Genomic DNA, 14,598 nt, shown 5'->3' with positions numbered 1-14,598 from the left:
TAGCCCCCTCCATCCTGACCCCTCCGTCGCCGGTGACGGCGACACCTCCCCCGTTGACGGGGGAGGAAGTGAGACTACGGCCCCAGCAGAATCGGCAGCGCCTGTTCGTAGGCTTTTTCAGCCCGCGTCTTGAGTTCGGGAAGGGTGCAGCTTCCGATGGGATGCTGGACCTTCACGAAAGGATAGTCGGGCAGGCCGAGCACACGCGCGATGTTCTTCGCCGTCACCTCGAAAGGTGTGGTGCAGATCACAAGCGCGCGCTTGCCGAGTTGTTCGAAGGTGATTCCGTCGTGCAGACTGCACGTTGAGCAGGACCCTCAATCCCCGAGGCCAGTGACGACGAAGTCGACATCCTGCGCCAGCTTCACCAGCGTGGGCGAAGGGGCGGGGGCGCTGGCGTTGGACTTCGACGACAGCATGCGCACGGTGCAGCCGTGACGCTCGACGAAGAGCTGCGCCACTTCGTTCAGCATCTCCTCGGCGTTGAGCTTGCCGTTTTCCAGAATGCCGATCCGCGCGCCGTCGAGGCTGGCGAGCGGCGGCGCGCGGAAGGCCTTGCGCTTCGGCGTCGTCGACATGGGTGAATAGAGCTGCATGCGCGTCTCCTTATGACTTGTTGGGAAGAGGGGCGATGGGCGCGTGCTGCATCAACGACGAGCGGCCGCGGCTCCACGACGGAATGAAGCAGGAATGGCCGCCGGCATCGCCGCCGCCCATGGTGATCAGGATGTCGGCGGGGCCGAGGCCGCGATGGACGAAGCCCTGTTCGACCAGCTTGTGTGCGCTCTCGTCGTGCTGGCGGTCGTACTCGCGGTCGCGATACTTGCCGACGCTCTTCATGCCCTCGACCGAGCGCTTGGCCTGGCTGAACAGGCAGTCCTGCGCCTGCTCGCGCGTCCAGCCGGCATCGGCCAGGATGCGCATATGCTCGGGCGCCAGGATCACAACGCTCTGGCCCAAGGTGATGCAGCCGTAGTTGGCCATGGCGTCGGCGACCGAGCCGAGGATCTGTTCAGGCGTGTTGCCGCCGTGGTTCTCGACGTTGCAGAAGCCGCCGCCGGCGAAGGTCGTGACGCTCGACGTGCCCTTGGGGTAGCCCTGCGCCTCGCAGAGCAGCGGCCAGGGATTGCCGCGGCTGCGTTCGGCGATGCAGAAGCTGTACTTGCCGGGATTGCCCTGGGTCGACTTATCGGAAATGCCCGGCAGCATCTGGAAGACGTTGCGCAGAATGAGGCGCGTGGCGCGGCCGATGGTCGAGTTGGCGCGGTTGCCGGGGCCGAACAGGTTGACGTCGGCATTCATGCCGATCTCGTCGACGATGGGACCGCTGACGACCAGCAGCGGCGCCGAGCCGCCGGTGCTGGCGGTCGAGCCATGGAAGTTGAACTCGGTCCGGTTCATCGCCTCGAAGGCGGCGACCAGTACCGGGAAATACTCGGGCAGGCAGCCCGCCATGACGGCGTTGACCGCCGCCGCATGCAGTGAGAGATCGAGCGTGGTCGCCGGATGATGGCAGATGACGGTATCGGCCGGCCGCGCATCGGCGGCCAGCATCGCCTTCACGCGGTCGACCTGCGGCGGCACGACGGGCAGGCCGTCGGTCCAGCCCTGTTCGTAACAGAAGTCGATGGCGGCCAGCAGGTCGTCGGGGGCTTCGTGAATGCGCGGCGCAACGGCGGCCATCCTTGAACTCCTCTATTCGATCTTGATGTCCAGCTTCTTGATGAGCTGCTGATACTTCTCGCTCTCGCCGGGCAGCATAGCGGCGAATTCGGCCGGTGTGTTGAAGACGACCTCCGATCCGTCGCTGCTGAGCGCAGTGCGGAATTCCGGAGCCTCGGCCGCCTTCTTCAGCGTGGCGTAGACGCGCTCGATGATGGCGGGCGGCGTGCCGGCCGGGGCGGCCAGCGCCAGCCACGAATCCTGGACGAAGCCGTCGAGGCCAGCGGGCATCGCTTCGAGGAGGGTCGGCACGTCGGGCATCGCCGCCGAGCGCTTGGCCGAGGTCACGGCCAGCGGCCTGAGCGATCCCTGCTGCGCCAGCCGGACCACAGTGGGCATGGTCGGAAAGGCGACGTCGATCTGCTCGCCCAGCAGGCCGCGCACGATGTCGGGCGCGCCCTTGTAGGGGACGTGGACGTAGTCGATGCCCGTGGCCAGCCGGAAGGCCTGCGCCGACAGGTTCGCCAGGCTGACGATGCCGCCCGAGCCGTAGTTGAGCTGGCCGGGCTTCGACTTGGCGAGCGCGATGAACTCGGCGACGGTCTTGGCGGGAGAAGACGGCGGCACGACCATCAGCGAGGGCAGGCGCGTGATGATCGTGATGGGCGCGAAGTCCTTCAGCCCGTAGCCCGGCTTGGCGTAGAGGAACGGGTTGATGACGTGATTGCCGGTCATCAGCAGCAGGGTGTAGCCGTCGGGCGTCGCGCGGGCGGCCGCCTCGCCGCCGATGTTGCCGCTGGCGCCGGGCTTGTTGTCGACGATGAACTGCTGGCCCAGGCCGGCCGTCAGCTTGCCCGCGGCCTGGCGGGCGGCCACGTCCGGCGCGCTGCCGGCGATGTAGGGCACGATGATCTTGACCGGCCGGTCGGGATATTGGGGCTGAGCCTGTATCTTTCCAGCCGCAAGACAGACAGCGGCGAGAGCGAAAAGGGCAATCCAGCGCATCGGTCTACTCCCAAAAAGTTTCTTTCTTTTCAGTCAAGTAAGTGATATTTCTAATCTATATTCTTAGAGTATAGCCCATGCCTTTTCATCTGCACTCCTGGTGGCCGGCCGCCCTGATCGGCTTCCTGACCCTGCTCAACAGCCTCCCCGGCCTCTTTCAAAGCTAGCCTTCTTGACGCTGCGCGCGCGACTCCAGCGCGCTGATTGATTCCGCATCCCGCAATTCTATATAATAATCATTATATAGACGTAGAGCAGATGCTGAAATTCAAGGTCACCACGGTCGGCGCCTCCGCAGGGTTCATCCTGACGAAGGAGGCGATGGCGCGGCTCAAGGTCCAGAAAGGCGACACGGTCTATCTGACCGAGGCGCCGGACGGCAGCTATCGCCTGACGCCCTACAATCCGGACTTCGAGCGCCAGATGAGTCTCGCCGAAGACATCATGCGCGAAGACAAGGACGTGCTGCGCGCCCTCGCGAAATGACCGCCTGGCGCTGGGTCGCGCTGGACGTGCTCCAGGCCATTCATGACCGGCAGATTGCCGAGCATGGCGGTCCCGACGGCGTGCGCGACGGCGGCGCCATAGAGTCGGCGCTGGCCCGGCCGCGAAACCTTGCGGCCTACGGAAAACCCGACGCGGCCGATCTGGCTGCCGCCTATGCCTACGGCCTTGCGCGCAATCATGGGTTCGTCGACGGCAACAAGCGCGTGGCGTGGGTCGCGGCGCGCCTGTTCCTCGCGGACAATGGCTATCGTCTCCGCTTCGATCCCGCCGATGCGGTCAGGGCCGTGGAAGCGCTCGCCGCCGACACACTCGACGAAGGCAAGCTGGCCGCCTGGTTTCGGGACCGGCTTGAGAAGCTCTAGGAATTAACCCAGCTTTCGCAGTTCGCGGCGCAGGATCTTGCCGGTCGTGGTGAGCGGCAGCTCGGCCACGAACTCGACGGCCCGCGGATATTCGTGGGCGGCAAGGCGCGTCTTCACGAAGTTCGCCAGGTCGGTCTTGAGCGCGTCGGTGGCTGCGATCTCGGGGCGAAGCTGCACGAAAGCCTTCACGATCTCGGTGCGCACCTTGTCGGGCACGCCCACCACGCCGACCATGGCGACGGCGGGGTGCTTCATCAGGCATTCCTCGATCTCACCGGGGCCGATGCGGTAGCCGCCCGAGGTGATCACGTCGTCGTCGCGGCTCTTGAAGAAGACGTAGCCGTCCTCGTCGATGCGGCCGAGGTCGCCGGTCAGCAGCCAGTCGCCGGCATATTTGCGCGCGGTGGCTTCGGGGTTGCGCCAGTATTCCAGCATCACGATGGGATCGTGCCGCCAGCCGGCGATCTGGCCTTCCTCGCCGGGCGGCAGGACATTGCCCCGATCGTCGACGATCGCGACCTTGCGGCCGGGGCAGGCGCGGCCGCACGAACCGGGCCGGACCTCGAACCAGTCCGGCGAGTTCAGCAGCATCATGTTCATCTCGGTCTGGCCGTAGCCTTCGGAGATCGTGGTGCCGAACGTGTCGCGGCCCCAGGCGAGCAGTTCCTCGCCCATGGCCTCGCCGCCGGTGCAGACGGCGCGGACATCGTAGGTCCAGCGGTCGCGCGGCTTGTGGACCTGCCTCATCATCTTGAGCGCGGTCGGCGGAATGAAGCTTACGCCGACGCGATGCTTGGCCAGCAGGGCGAAGGCGCGCTCGGGATCGAACTTGGCGAAGCGATGCGCCAGCACCGGCGTGCCGTAGTACCAGGCCGGGAACAGCGAATCGTAGAGGCCGGCGATCCACGCCCATTCGGCCGGCGTCCACATCACCTCGTTGCCCATCGGCCAGTGGCTCAGCCACTGCTCCACGGCCGGCAGGCAGCCCAGCATCATGCGATGGGCATGCAGCGCGCCCTTGGGCTGGCCGGTGGTGCCCGACGTGTAGATCAGCAGGGCGGGATCTTCGGCCATCGTATCGACGGTCGTGAAATTGTCGGACGCTGCCTCCAGCAGCAGCCGCCAGTCGAGGAAGGCGCTGCCATGCGCGCCGGCGCCGATCACGATTATTGTCTTGAGATGGGGCAGGCGATCGCGCACGGCGAGTAGCTTCGGCAGCTGGCTCATGTCGGTGACGATGGCCGAGGCCTCGGCATTGGTGAGGCGATATTCGATGGCTTCCTCACCGAACAGCGTGAACAGCGGCAGGACCACGGCGCCCATGCGATAGCCGGCGAGATGGCAGATCGTGAGTTCGGCACTCTGGCTCAGGAACACCGCCAGCCGGTCGCCCTTGCCGAGGCCGCGCGCGACCAGCGCATTGGCCAGCCGCGAGCTGGCCGCCAGCATCTGCCCGAAGGTCCAGTTGCGGATCGAGCCGTCGGCATTCTCGACGATCATCGCCAGCGTGTCGGGGGCATGCCGCTCGCAGATCGCGCGCCCGATGTTGAAGCGCCCCGGCGCCGGCCAACGGAACTGCCGCATCGCATCGTCGTAGGAAAGGCCGCGGGGGATCATGCCGGAGGAACCTCTTTTCAGCTCGTCAGCGATTTATGCGGTTCACGACCTTGCCGGCCAGCAGTTCCTGCGGCGTCGGTGTCCAGATTTCGTCGGAAGGCGTGTCGATGGCGCGCTTGGCGAAAGCCGGCGTGACGCCGCTGGCGACGAGGAAGCGGCGCATGTCGCGGTTGCTCTCGAACATGTCGTTGGCGCCGAGGCCGGGAAAGCTGCCCTGATGGAAGCCGAGCCGGCCGGTCGGGGAGATCGAGCGGTCGGTGCCGCCCAGGAACGCGATGGTGCAGGCCGAGGCGCAACCGCTCTCGACATGCGTGGCGAGCCTGCGCTCGCGGATCATGCGGTTGATCTCGAAGGCGGGGCCGATGCGGCCGCCGGGCCCAGCCAGCACGACGCGGCGGACGCGCGGATTGCTGTCGAGCGCACGCCGCACCAGATCGGCGCTGCCGACTCCGTAGGCGCCGTCCACGAGAAGCGTCGTGCCGTCGTTGCTGGTGGCGACTTCGAGATCGCCCAGCTCCTCGTCGCCCCCGTAGATCTCCCACAGCTCGGCGAGCGAGGGCAGGGCACGGTCGTAGAAGAGGCCGCCGACGGCCACGGCGGAAAAGGCGGCGACGACAAGGATCGTCAGCGCGACGAGACCGCGGCTGCCGCGCCGTGCCGCTTGCACGATCAGACCGATCTGCCAGAGCGCGAACAGCGTTCCGACCGTGCACACGATTGCAGGCACGACGACATGCAGCAACGTCACGTCGCCCGGGCTGAACACCGTGAGCGGAATGATGCCGAAACCCACCAGCAGCGCGATGGCCGCCCAGATGCCGCGATAGTAGAGCGTCTGATCGAGCGAGGCCGAGCCGTCGCGCAGCAGCGGCACGCCGGCATTCTCGAGATGGTCGAGCATGCGATGCCACCAGCGGCCCGAGACACGCTTGACGCCGTCGCGAAAGCCGAGGGCGGCCGCGCCGTCGCTCGACGTGGCGTCCGGCAGCAGGCGCAACTCCCGTATCTTCATGGCGCGCGCCGTGCGCTCGGCGAAGGCGACGAGCCTGCGGGCGAGGGTGGTGGAGCGCGCGGCGAGGCGCTCGATCTCGAGGCGCTCGCCGGCGTGGCGCAGCCGCATGGCGGCCAGCGGACCGGCATCGCCGTCGACGACGAATACGGCACGATCCCCCGACGCCGTCGCCGGCCACAGGCCGGGTGCGAAACGCTCTATCGCGGGGGCGTCGGACGCATTGGCACGCCGGACGTTGCGGACAGGAACTCGATCTGAAGACACGCGGCGGGCATGCTGGTGCAGCCTGCTGCCGCCGTCCAGAGTGTCATCTTTGCCGGCCCGGATGACGATTCGCAGACGGCTTCTCCCGCAAAAGCGTATTTTCAGTAGTCCTCTGTCGAGGAATGCACTGGAATTCTGCGTCTTTTCCGGGGAAATGGAGTATGGAAATCACTACGGGTTCGCTAGCGAGGAGTTCGAGTGGCGCGAGATATCGACCGTAAGCTGCGTCTTACGGCAGCGTTGTTGGGCACGGTCGCACGCAAGGACCTCGCGGCGGCATTCCGCCGTGTCAACGCCAACACGTCGTTCGATATCGGCCGGGCCGACAAGTGGCTGCAGGGCCGGGCGCAGCCGCGCGAACGCCAAGTCTACGAAGACTGGGCGAAGGTGCTCGAACTCGACCGATCCGGCCAGTGGATTGCGGATTGCGACATCGATTCTTTCCTCGACGAAATCTGCGTCCGTCACGGCCGGGATCGAAATGTCCTGTCGCGCGACATCGAGGTGTTTTCGGGACGTGTGAACGGCCAGAATGCCGCTCTTTCCCTGGCCGGCACGTTCGTCTGCTACTCCCACGCCTGGTCGCCCTATTTTCAGGGCCGACTGATCCGCGGAGAGCTGACGATCGCGAATTCGTCGACGCCCAACCGGCTGCATGCCTTCTATACCGAGGTCCTGCCGACCGGGCTGCTGGAACTCAAGGGCATGATCAATATCGGCAAGCGGGCGACCCAGGGCAGCGTGGGCGAAGATTCGAGCGGCGTGCCGACGCTTACCTTCTGCCTGTTCCCGGCATCTCCGCCGGCCAGCGTGCTGGGCGGATTGATGTTCGGCACCACTCTGATCGGCCCCGATGCCCAGCCCTCCGTGACTCGCATTGCGATGGTGCGCCTGCCCGCGGCGAATGCGCGACTGCGGTCGACCGCTGCGTATCTGCCGGCACAGGCGTCGATTGCCGGGGATCTGGGCGAGTTCGGCCTGCGCGTTCGCGACGCCGCTGCCGCCGACCGGCTTCTTTCCGAATTTCTCGCCGTCGGCGTCAACGGCTTCGATCAGGTTTCCGTACCGGCCTATCGGGCGCTGGCCGACCTGTTCGACCGGATCTGGCTGTCCGACCTGTCCTGACGCCACCGCACTTGGAGCGCCGGCGCGCCGTCCGGCGTGCTTGCATGGTGTGTGCGATCGGATGAACATGTGGATCAGGGCCCTTCCCATCCACATTGTTCATCGACATGTCATCTGTATGTTGGGCCGGTCCATGAGGAGCGCCGCGTAATGTCCCCCGACGACCATGCCTATGCCCCCGATGCACGGGTGAACCACGGCGATGCCGGCGTCACCACCGTGCCGTCGGTCTGTCCGCACGACTGCACCAGCACCTGCGCGCTCGATGTGGAGCGGCTGGATGCCAAGCGGATCGGTCGCGTGCGCGGCTCGATGCGCAACGACTACACCGCCGGCGTGATCTGCGAGAAGGTCGCGCGCTACGCCGAGCGCATCCATCATCCCGACCGGCTGATGAAGCCGCTGCGCCGGGTCGGTCCCAAGGGCTCCAAGCAGTTCGCGGAAATCTCCTGGGCCGATGCGCTCGACATCGTGGCCGAGCAGTTCATCGCCAAGGCACGCCAGCACGGCAGCGAGACGATCTGGCCCTATTACTACGCCGGCACCATGGGGCTGGTGCAGCGCGACGGCATCAACCTGCTGCGCCATACGATGAAGTATTCGCGCTGGTTCTCGACGATCTGCGTGACGCTGTCGGATACCGGCTGGATCGCCGGCGTCGGCGCCAAGCGCGGCGCCGATGTGCGCGAGGTCGACGCGCATTCCGATCTGGTGGTGATCTGGGGCGGCAACCCGGTGAACACCCAGGTCAACGTCATGACCCACGCCATGAAGGCCAAGAAGCGGGGCGCCAAGCTGGTCGTGGTCGATCCCTATCGCACCGGCACGGCCGATCAGGCCGACATCCACCTTGCGGTCAGGCCGGGCACCGACGGCGCGCTGGCGGTCGGCGTCATGCACGTCCTCTTCAAGGAGGGCTATGCGGACTGGGATTACCTGCGCCGCTACACCGATGCGCCGGACGAGCTGGCCGCCCACGTCGCGACCCGCACGCCGGAGTGGGCGTCCAAGATCACCGGCCTGTCGGTCGAGGAGATCGTGGGCTTCGCGCGGCTCTACGGCCAGACCAAGGCAGCCTTTATCCGCTGCCATCACGGCTTCAGCCGCAGCCGCAACGGTGCCGCCAACATGCATGCCGTGACCTGCCTGCCGGCCGTCACCGGCGCGTGGAAATACAAGGGCGGCGGCGCGCTCTACGGCCACACCGGCATGTACCCGATCAACAAGACCCTGATCGAAGGGACGGACCTGATCGATATGTCGTTGCGCGAACTCGACCAGTCGCGGCTGGGGCCGATCTTGACCGGCGATCCCGAGGCGCTGAAGAACGGCCCGCCGGTGACGGGCATGCTGATCCAGAACACCAATCCGGCGATGGTCTGCCCGGAGCTTGAGAAGGTCCACGCCGGCTTCAAGCGCGACGACCTCTTCGTCTGCGTGCACGAGCAGTTCATGACCGAGACAGCGGCCCTCGCCGACATCGTGCTGCCGGCCACCATGTTCCTGGAGCACGACGACTTCTACACCGCGAGCGGCCACACCTTCTTCCAGGTCACGAAGGCCGTGATCGAGCCGCCGGGCGAGTGCCGCGAGAACCACTACGTGATCTCCGAACTGGCCAAGCGGCTGGGCGCCAAGCATCGCGGCTTCGACATGACCGCCTGGGAGATCATGGACGAGAGCCTCAAGGCCTCGGGCATGTGGGACGCCGAGACCAACTGGCAGAAGGGCGGCCAGGATTTCCATCTCGGCTTCGAGACCTCGCACTTCCTCGACGGCTTCGCCTGGCCCGACAAGAAGTTCCGCTTCAAGCCGGATTGGTCTGCCTACGGTCCACGCGGCAAGGACATGCCGGTGCTGCCCGACCATTTCGACGTGATCGACAATGCGACGGAGGACAAGCCGTTCCGGCTGGTCGCCGCACCGGCGCGCACCTTCCTCAACTCGACCTTCACCGAGACGCCCAGCTCGCAGAAGCGCGAGGTGCGGCCGACGGCGCTGATGAATCCGGAGCAGTGCGCCGAGATGGGCATCGCCGAAGGCGACCGCCTGGAGATCGGCAACGACCGCGGCAAGACCGTCGTCCATGCCAAGCCGCGCAAGGGCCAGCAGAAGGGCGTCGTCGTGGTCGAGGGCATCTGGCCCAATCGCAACTTCGAGACCGGCATCGGCATCAACATCCTGACCTCGGCCGATCCCGGTTGGCCGCACGGCGGCGCGGTGTTCCACGACACCGCCGTCTGGATCCGCAAAGCACCATGAGTTCGCCTGTGAGTGTGCCGGTGAGCGATACCTTCCAGCCAGCCCCCAATCCGAGCGTCGCCCAGACGCAGGCGCCGCGGGCGCCGGGGCGCGGCCATGTGCTGGTGATCGGCAACGAGAAGGGCGGTTCGGGCAAGTCGACGACGGCGCTGCATATCGCCGTGTCGCTGATGAGCGACGGCGCGCGGGTGGCGACGCTCGACCTCGACGCGCGCCAGGGCACGTTGAGCCGCTATCTCGAAAACCGCGCGGCCTATGCCAAGCGCAAGGGCGTCGACCTGCCGATGCCGATGCACACGCCGGTGCCGATCTCGACCTTGAACGAGCGCAGCGCCGCCGAGGCCGACGAGCGCGCACGCCTCGCCGCCGCGCTGGAGCCGGCCGTCGGTGCAGCCGATTTCGTGATCGTCGACACGCCGGGCAGCGACACGCATCTCAGCCGGCTGGCGCACACCTGGGCCGACAGCCTGCTGACGCCGCTCAACGACAGCTTCATCGATCTCGACCTGCTGGCGCGGGTCGATCCCGATACGCTCAAGATCGTGCGGCCCTCGATCTACTCGGAAGCGGTGTGGAAGCAGCGCCAGATCCGCGCCGTGCAGGGCGGCCGGCCGGTCGACTGGATCGTGATGCGCAATCGTCTCTCCGCTTTGGCCGCCCGCAACAAGCGCGACATGAGCACGGTGATCGAGGCGCTCTCCAAGCGCATCGGCTTCCGCGTCGCGGCGGGATTGAGCGAGCGCGTGATCTACAAGGAGCTGTTCCTGAACGGCCTCACCTTGCTCGATCTCAAACGCGGCGGCAGCGGCCCGTCGTTGACGTTGAGCCACGTCGCGGCCCGTCAGGAAGTCCGCGATCTCGTAGCGGCGCTCAATCTGCCGCCGCTGGCCAATGAGTCTGCGCCGCCGGACGAGCCTCAGCCTGAATCTGAGACAACTTCGGAAGCGCCATCATCGTCTGCCGAGGCCGAGGCCGAGGCCCAGCTTCAGCCTGAATCTCCGCCAGAGGATGCGCACGATAGGGAAGCGGCCACGGAAGGCCTGCCGCGGACTGAACAGTAACTCAGTCCGCCGCCACGGGCCGGGCCTCCGCCAGCGGGCGCGCCTGCGATACGAACAGCCACAGAAGGCCTGCCACCTGCAGGACGAACAGCGCGCCGTAGGACCAGGTGTAGCCGTCGGTCGCATATCCCGTTGCCGTGCGCGGCCACAGGTCGACGATCTTTCCGATTGCCCATTGCAGGGCGAAGATCATGGTGAAGACGACGAGGTTCGAGCTGGTGCTGACCCGGCCGGCATAGTGTGCCGGGAAGGAGCGCGCGAGCAGCGGCATGTACTGGATCGGATAGGCGCCGAGAAAGCCGAACAGCAGCCACGCCAGTACGGGCTGGAACGTGGGCAGGAAGGCAAGCCAGGCGCAGACCAGCGCGAAGAGCACGCTGACCAAAGTGGAGGAGGCGAAGTCGCTCACGCCGACCCGGCGGAAGGCGCCCGACAGCACGCCGCTCAGCGCAAAGCCCAAGGTCATCGTTGCCGTCGTGTAGAGCTGGATGTCCGCGCGCACGTCCCTGTCGGCAATGCCGCCGACGTCGCGCAGCCACGGCCCGATCCATAGCGTGATGCTGGCGATGAAGGCGACCTGCTGGAAGGTGAGCAACGGCTGGATGCGCCAGAAGAAGCCGTCGGTCAGCACGATGCCGGTGATGCGGAACTGTTCGCGCAGGGTGCCCTGTGCCTTGGGCGTGCCGCGTTCCGGCACGACCACGAACAGGATCGCCGAGGTGACGAGGCAGAGCCCGGCCAGCCAGAAGAACAGGCCCTGCCAGCTCATGACCGACAACGACCATTGAACGGGAAGCGTGGCGGCCATCGAGCCGAGGCCACCCGCCATCATGTGGAAGCCGGTGATGAGGCCCCAGCGTTCCGGCGGATACCACAGCGTGATCGCCTTGATCGCGGCCATCAGCCCGCCGGCGAAGCCGAGGCCAATCAGCACGCGTGCGACAACCAGCTCGCCGAGCGAGAAGCTGAGGCCGAACAGCGCCGAGCCGACGCCGGCCATCGCCAGCAGCACCGTCTGCACCTTGCGCGGCCCGTAACGGTCGAGCATGACGCCGAGCACGGGCTGGCAGCCCGCGAAGAACAGGAAGAAGGCCGAGGTGAGAAGGCCGAGATCGCCCGCCGTGATGCCGACATCCCGTTCGAGATACGGGAAGATGACCGCATTCACGCCCCGGAAGATGTAGGAGAGGAAGTAGGCGAGCGCGAAGGGTAGAAAGACGCGCAGCAGCAGCGTGGCGAAGGTTGGGGCGTTTCCGGTCATGCTTCGTGTTGGCGCGACTGCGCGCGTGCACCATATTGAACGGATAACGGAGGGTCAAAGGACGTGATCGGCGATCGCAAACTTCCGTCTTCTGCAGGTGCGAACGAAGTCGACGCCTTCGTGCGCGAGGTCGGCAAGTTGCCGACGGCGGCCAAGCCCGGCGGACGCGGACGGCTGCTCTTCGCGATGGATGCCACGGCCAGCCGCGAACCGACCTGGGACCATGCCTGCGCCCTCCAGGGCGAAATGTTCGTCGCCGCCGATACGCTGGGCGGTCTCGACGTGCGGCTCGCCTTCTATCGCGGCTTCGAGGAATTCAAGGTGAGCAAGTGGACATCGGACGGCCGCGAGCTGGCGCGCCTGATGAGCGCGGTGCGCTGCCTCGCCGGCCGTACGCAGATCGCGCGCCTCCTGAGCTATGCCGGAGACCAGAAGCGCGAGAGCCGGCTCGATGCCGTGGTGTTCGTGGGCGACTGCTGCGAGGAGGATGTCGATGCGGTCGGTCACGAGGCGGGGCAGTTGGGCCTGCTCGGCCTGCCGGTGTTCGTTTTCCAGGAAGGCGACGATCGCACCGCATCGCGGCTCTTTCCGCAGATCGCCAAGCTGACGCGTGGTGCTTATTGCAAGTTCGACCGCTCCAGCCCCGACCAGCTCAAGCGCCTGCTGGGCGCGGTGGCGGCCTATGCCGCAGGCGGCCGCGCTGCGCTGCTGAAATACGGCAAGGACCAGGGCGGCGCGGCGGCGCTGCTTACCAACCAGATGAAGTGATTGCCTTTCAAAGGAGAACGTCATGGCCGACCTCGCGACCGCAGTGGAGCCGGGTATCGTGGTTGTCGAGGATAACGGGACCGGACCGTTTTCCGAGACGGTGCGCAGCGGCGCGCATGTGCTGGCGGCCGACGAGCCGGTCGCGAAGGGCGGCAACGATACCGGGCCCGATCCCTATGCCTATCTGCTGGCCGGCCTCGGCGCCTGCACGGCGATGACGCTGCGCATGTATGCGCGGCAGAAGAAGTGGCCGCTGGAGAAGGTCAGGGTGCAGCTCCAGCACGGCAAGATTCACGCGGCCGATTGCGAGAGCTGCGAGACCAAGGAAGGCAAGGTCGACCGCATCCAGCGGACCATCGAACTCGAAGGACCGCTCGACGACGCGCAACGCAAGCGGCTGATGGAAATCGCCGACCGCTGCCCCGTGCATCGCACGCTGACGTCGGAAATCCTGATCCAGACGAGCGCTCGCTAGCGATGAAGACATCGGGTGGCGCATCGGAGTTGCGCGCGGCCGTCGAGACGTTCTTCGACGAGGAGATACTGCCGCGGCATCGCGAGTGGGTGGCCCACGTTGCCAGACATCCGGGAGCGCCGCCGTTCCTCGCCGGACTGCGGGCACGGGCGCGCGAGCGGGGCCTGTGGAACCTCTGGCAGCCGGATCGCCTGAGCAACCGCGATTATGCGCCGATTGCCGAGATCATGGGCCGCCTGCCCTGGGCGTCGGAAGTGTTCAACGGCCAGGCGCCCGATGTCCCGAACATGATCATGCTGCAGCATGCCGCGACGCCGGCGCAGAAGCAGCGCTGGCTGGAGCCGCTGCTGGACGGCCGCATCCGCTCCGCCTTCGGCATGACCGAGCCCGACGTGGCGTCCGCCGACGCCACCAATATCGCCACCAGCCTGCGACGCGACGGCGGCGACTGGGTCGTCGACGGACGCAAGTGGTACATCACCGGCGGCGCCCATCCCGATTGCGCCTTCGTCATCGTCATGGGCGTCTCGCGTCCCGAAGCGTCGCGCACCGGCCGGCATTCCTGCGTGATCGTGCCGATGGATACGCCAGGCCTGAAGGTCGTGCGCGAACTGCGCTTCCTCGGATGGGAGGACAGCATCGCGCCCATCGCCGAGCTGGAGTTTCGCGACGTGCGCGTGCCGCTGGAAAACCTGCTGGGCGAAGAGGGCGAGGGCTTTGCCGCCGCGCAGGTGCGGCTGGGGCCGGCGCGGCTGCACCATTGCATGCGGGCCATCGGGACCTGCGAGGTGCTTGTCGAACTGATGATGGCGCGGGCCGCCGAGCGCACCACCTTCGGGCGCACCCTGGTCGACTACGACGCGACCCAGCACGCGGTCGCGCGGTCTCGCATCGAGATCGAACAGGCGCGGCTGCTGGTGCTGCGCACCGCCGAACGGCTGGACACCGACGGCCATCATGCGGCGTGGCGCGACGTGTCGATGGTCAAGGTCGCGGTGCCGGAGATGGCGCAGCGCATTGCCGACCGCGCGCTGCAACTGTTCGGCGCCATGGGCGGCAGCGACGACGCGCCGATCCACCGTGCCTTCGCCGTGGCGCGCATGCTGCGCATTGCCGACGGCCCCGACGAAGTGCACCTGCGCCAGATCTTCCGTGCCGAACCGCCGGCGCGCTGGCGCGTCGCCGACTCGCCCTACATCACGCCGGGCGCTTAGAGG

General features: G+C 66.7%; 14 protein-coding genes. 8 read left to right on the top strand and 6 right to left on the bottom strand.

Translation table 11 applies throughout. From position 1 onward, the window contains the following. Window positions 1–74: 74 nt before the first annotated feature. The 3 genes from BN60_RS31635 to BN60_RS12305 are packed head-to-tail and all read right to left on the bottom strand — an operon-like array spanning window position 75 to window position 2,667. The gene (locus BN60_RS31635) at window positions 75–596 is read right to left on the bottom strand and encodes a UGSC family (seleno)protein (protein ID WP_273701409.1); all 522 of its coding nucleotides are present in this window, start codon (window positions 594–596) and stop codon (window positions 75–77) included. 10 nt (window positions 597–606) lie between these two features. Further along, window positions 607–1,683, bottom strand: a complete 1,077-nt coding sequence (locus BN60_RS12310; RefSeq protein ID WP_020696356.1) for a hypothetical protein — start codon at window positions 1,681–1,683, stop codon at window positions 607–609. 12 nt (window positions 1,684–1,695) lie between these two features. Continuing rightward, a complete protein-coding gene (locus BN60_RS12305) occupies window positions 1,696–2,667 on the bottom strand; it encodes a Bug family tripartite tricarboxylate transporter substrate binding protein (RefSeq protein WP_020696355.1) in 972 nt (323 codons plus the stop codon). Window positions 2,668–2,925: 258 nt separating this feature from the next. Between BN60_RS12305 and BN60_RS12300 the strand changes: the two genes are divergently transcribed. Beyond that, complete coding sequence (locus BN60_RS12300) at window positions 2,926–3,153, top strand: AbrB/MazE/SpoVT family DNA-binding domain-containing protein (RefSeq protein WP_020696353.1); 228 nt, start codon at window positions 2,926–2,928, stop codon at window positions 3,151–3,153. Further along, window positions 3,150–3,536, top strand: coding sequence for a type II toxin-antitoxin system death-on-curing family toxin (locus BN60_RS12295; protein ID WP_020696352.1), 387 nt, complete (start codon window positions 3,150–3,152; stop codon window positions 3,534–3,536). Before BN60_RS12300 ends, BN60_RS12295 begins: the two co-directional genes overlap by 4 nt. A gap of 3 nt (window positions 3,537–3,539) precedes the next feature. Here the strand turns inward: BN60_RS12295 and BN60_RS12290 are convergent, their stop codons facing one another. After that, window positions 3,540–5,153, bottom strand: coding sequence for an AMP-binding protein (locus BN60_RS12290; RefSeq protein ID WP_020696351.1), 1,614 nt, complete (start codon window positions 5,151–5,153; stop codon window positions 3,540–3,542). Window positions 5,154–5,178: 25 nt separating this feature from the next. Continuing rightward, window positions 5,179–6,429 (bottom strand): hypothetical protein, encoded by a 1,251-nt coding sequence (locus BN60_RS12285; RefSeq protein ID WP_043283873.1) that lies wholly within the window; start codon window positions 6,427–6,429, stop codon window positions 5,179–5,181. Window positions 6,430–6,627: 198 nt separating this feature from the next. On the opposite strand from BN60_RS12285, the gene BN60_RS12280 reads away from it, so the two are divergent. From BN60_RS12280 to BN60_RS12270, 3 genes are all read left to right on the top strand, one after another. After that, window positions 6,628–7,554, top strand: a complete 927-nt coding sequence (locus BN60_RS12280; RefSeq protein ID WP_020696350.1) for a hypothetical protein — start codon at window positions 6,628–6,630, stop codon at window positions 7,552–7,554. A gap of 150 nt (window positions 7,555–7,704) precedes the next feature. Then, window positions 7,705–9,816: a molybdopterin-containing oxidoreductase family protein gene (locus BN60_RS12275; protein WP_020696349.1), complete on the top strand. Its 2,112-nt coding sequence runs from the start codon at window positions 7,705–7,707 to the stop codon at window positions 9,814–9,816. After that, window positions 9,813–10,877: a division plane positioning ATPase MipZ gene (locus BN60_RS12270; RefSeq protein WP_020696348.1), complete on the top strand. Its 1,065-nt coding sequence runs from the start codon at window positions 9,813–9,815 to the stop codon at window positions 10,875–10,877. Before BN60_RS12275 ends, BN60_RS12270 begins: the two co-directional genes overlap by 4 nt. A gap of 1 nt (window position 10,878) precedes the next feature. Here BN60_RS12270 and BN60_RS12265 read toward each other — a convergent pair whose 3' ends face one another. Beyond that, a complete protein-coding gene (locus BN60_RS12265; RefSeq protein WP_020696347.1) occupies window positions 10,879–12,138 on the bottom strand; it encodes an MFS transporter in 1,260 nt (419 codons plus the stop codon). A 63-nt stretch (window positions 12,139–12,201) separates the two neighbouring features. Here BN60_RS12265 and BN60_RS12260 point away from each other — a divergent pair, with 63 nt between their 5' ends. From BN60_RS12260 to BN60_RS12250, 3 genes are read left to right on the top strand one after another with little or no spacing between them, the layout of a single operon-like run. Beyond that, window positions 12,202–12,906, top strand: coding sequence for a hypothetical protein (locus BN60_RS12260; RefSeq protein WP_020696346.1), 705 nt, complete (start codon window positions 12,202–12,204; stop codon window positions 12,904–12,906). A 22-nt stretch (window positions 12,907–12,928) separates the two neighbouring features. Then, on the top strand, window positions 12,929–13,381 hold the full coding sequence (locus BN60_RS12255) for an OsmC family protein (RefSeq protein WP_020696345.1): 453 nt from the start codon (window positions 12,929–12,931) through the stop codon (window positions 13,379–13,381). Between the two features lie 2 nt (window positions 13,382–13,383). Next, window positions 13,384–14,595: an acyl-CoA dehydrogenase family protein gene (locus BN60_RS12250; RefSeq protein WP_020696344.1), complete on the top strand. Its 1,212-nt coding sequence runs from the start codon at window positions 13,384–13,386 to the stop codon at window positions 14,593–14,595. Window positions 14,596–14,598: the final 3 nt, after the last annotated feature.

The organism is Reyranella massiliensis 521 (assembly GCF_000312425.1).
Lineage (GTDB): Bacteria > Pseudomonadota > Alphaproteobacteria > Reyranellales > Reyranellaceae > Reyranella > Reyranella massiliensis.
The sequence above is the reverse complement of the archived record's forward strand: the minus strand, read 5'-3'. Positions and strand labels throughout refer to the sequence as shown.

Bases quoted from the DNA above. Each gene is read 5' to 3' on its own strand.
- BN60_RS12310 (WP_020696356.1), bottom strand. From the start codon at position 1,683: ATGGCCGCCGTTGCGCCGCGCATTCACGAAGCCCCCGACGACCTGCTG.
- BN60_RS12305 (WP_020696355.1), bottom strand. From the start codon at position 2,667: ATGCGCTGGATTGCCCTTTTCGCTCTCGCCGCTGTCTGTCTTGCGGCT.
- BN60_RS12300 (WP_020696353.1), top strand. From the start codon at position 2,926: ATGCTGAAATTCAAGGTCACCACGGTCGGCGCCTCCGCAGGGTTCATC.
- BN60_RS12295 (WP_020696352.1), top strand. From the start codon at position 3,150: ATGACCGCCTGGCGCTGGGTCGCGCTGGACGTGCTCCAGGCCATTCAT.
- BN60_RS12290 (WP_020696351.1), bottom strand. From the start codon at position 5,153: ATGATCCCCCGCGGCCTTTCCTACGACGATGCGATGCGGCAGTTCCGT.
- BN60_RS12275 (WP_020696349.1), top strand. From the start codon at position 7,705: ATGTCCCCCGACGACCATGCCTATGCCCCCGATGCACGGGTGAACCAC.
- BN60_RS12270 (WP_020696348.1), top strand. From the start codon at position 9,813: ATGAGTTCGCCTGTGAGTGTGCCGGTGAGCGATACCTTCCAGCCAGCC.
- BN60_RS12265 (WP_020696347.1), bottom strand. From the start codon at position 12,138: ATGACCGGAAACGCCCCAACCTTCGCCACGCTGCTGCTGCGCGTCTTT.
- BN60_RS12255 (WP_020696345.1), top strand. From the start codon at position 12,929: ATGGCCGACCTCGCGACCGCAGTGGAGCCGGGTATCGTGGTTGTCGAG.
- BN60_RS12250 (WP_020696344.1), top strand. From the start codon at position 13,384: ATGAAGACATCGGGTGGCGCATCGGAGTTGCGCGCGGCCGTCGAGACG.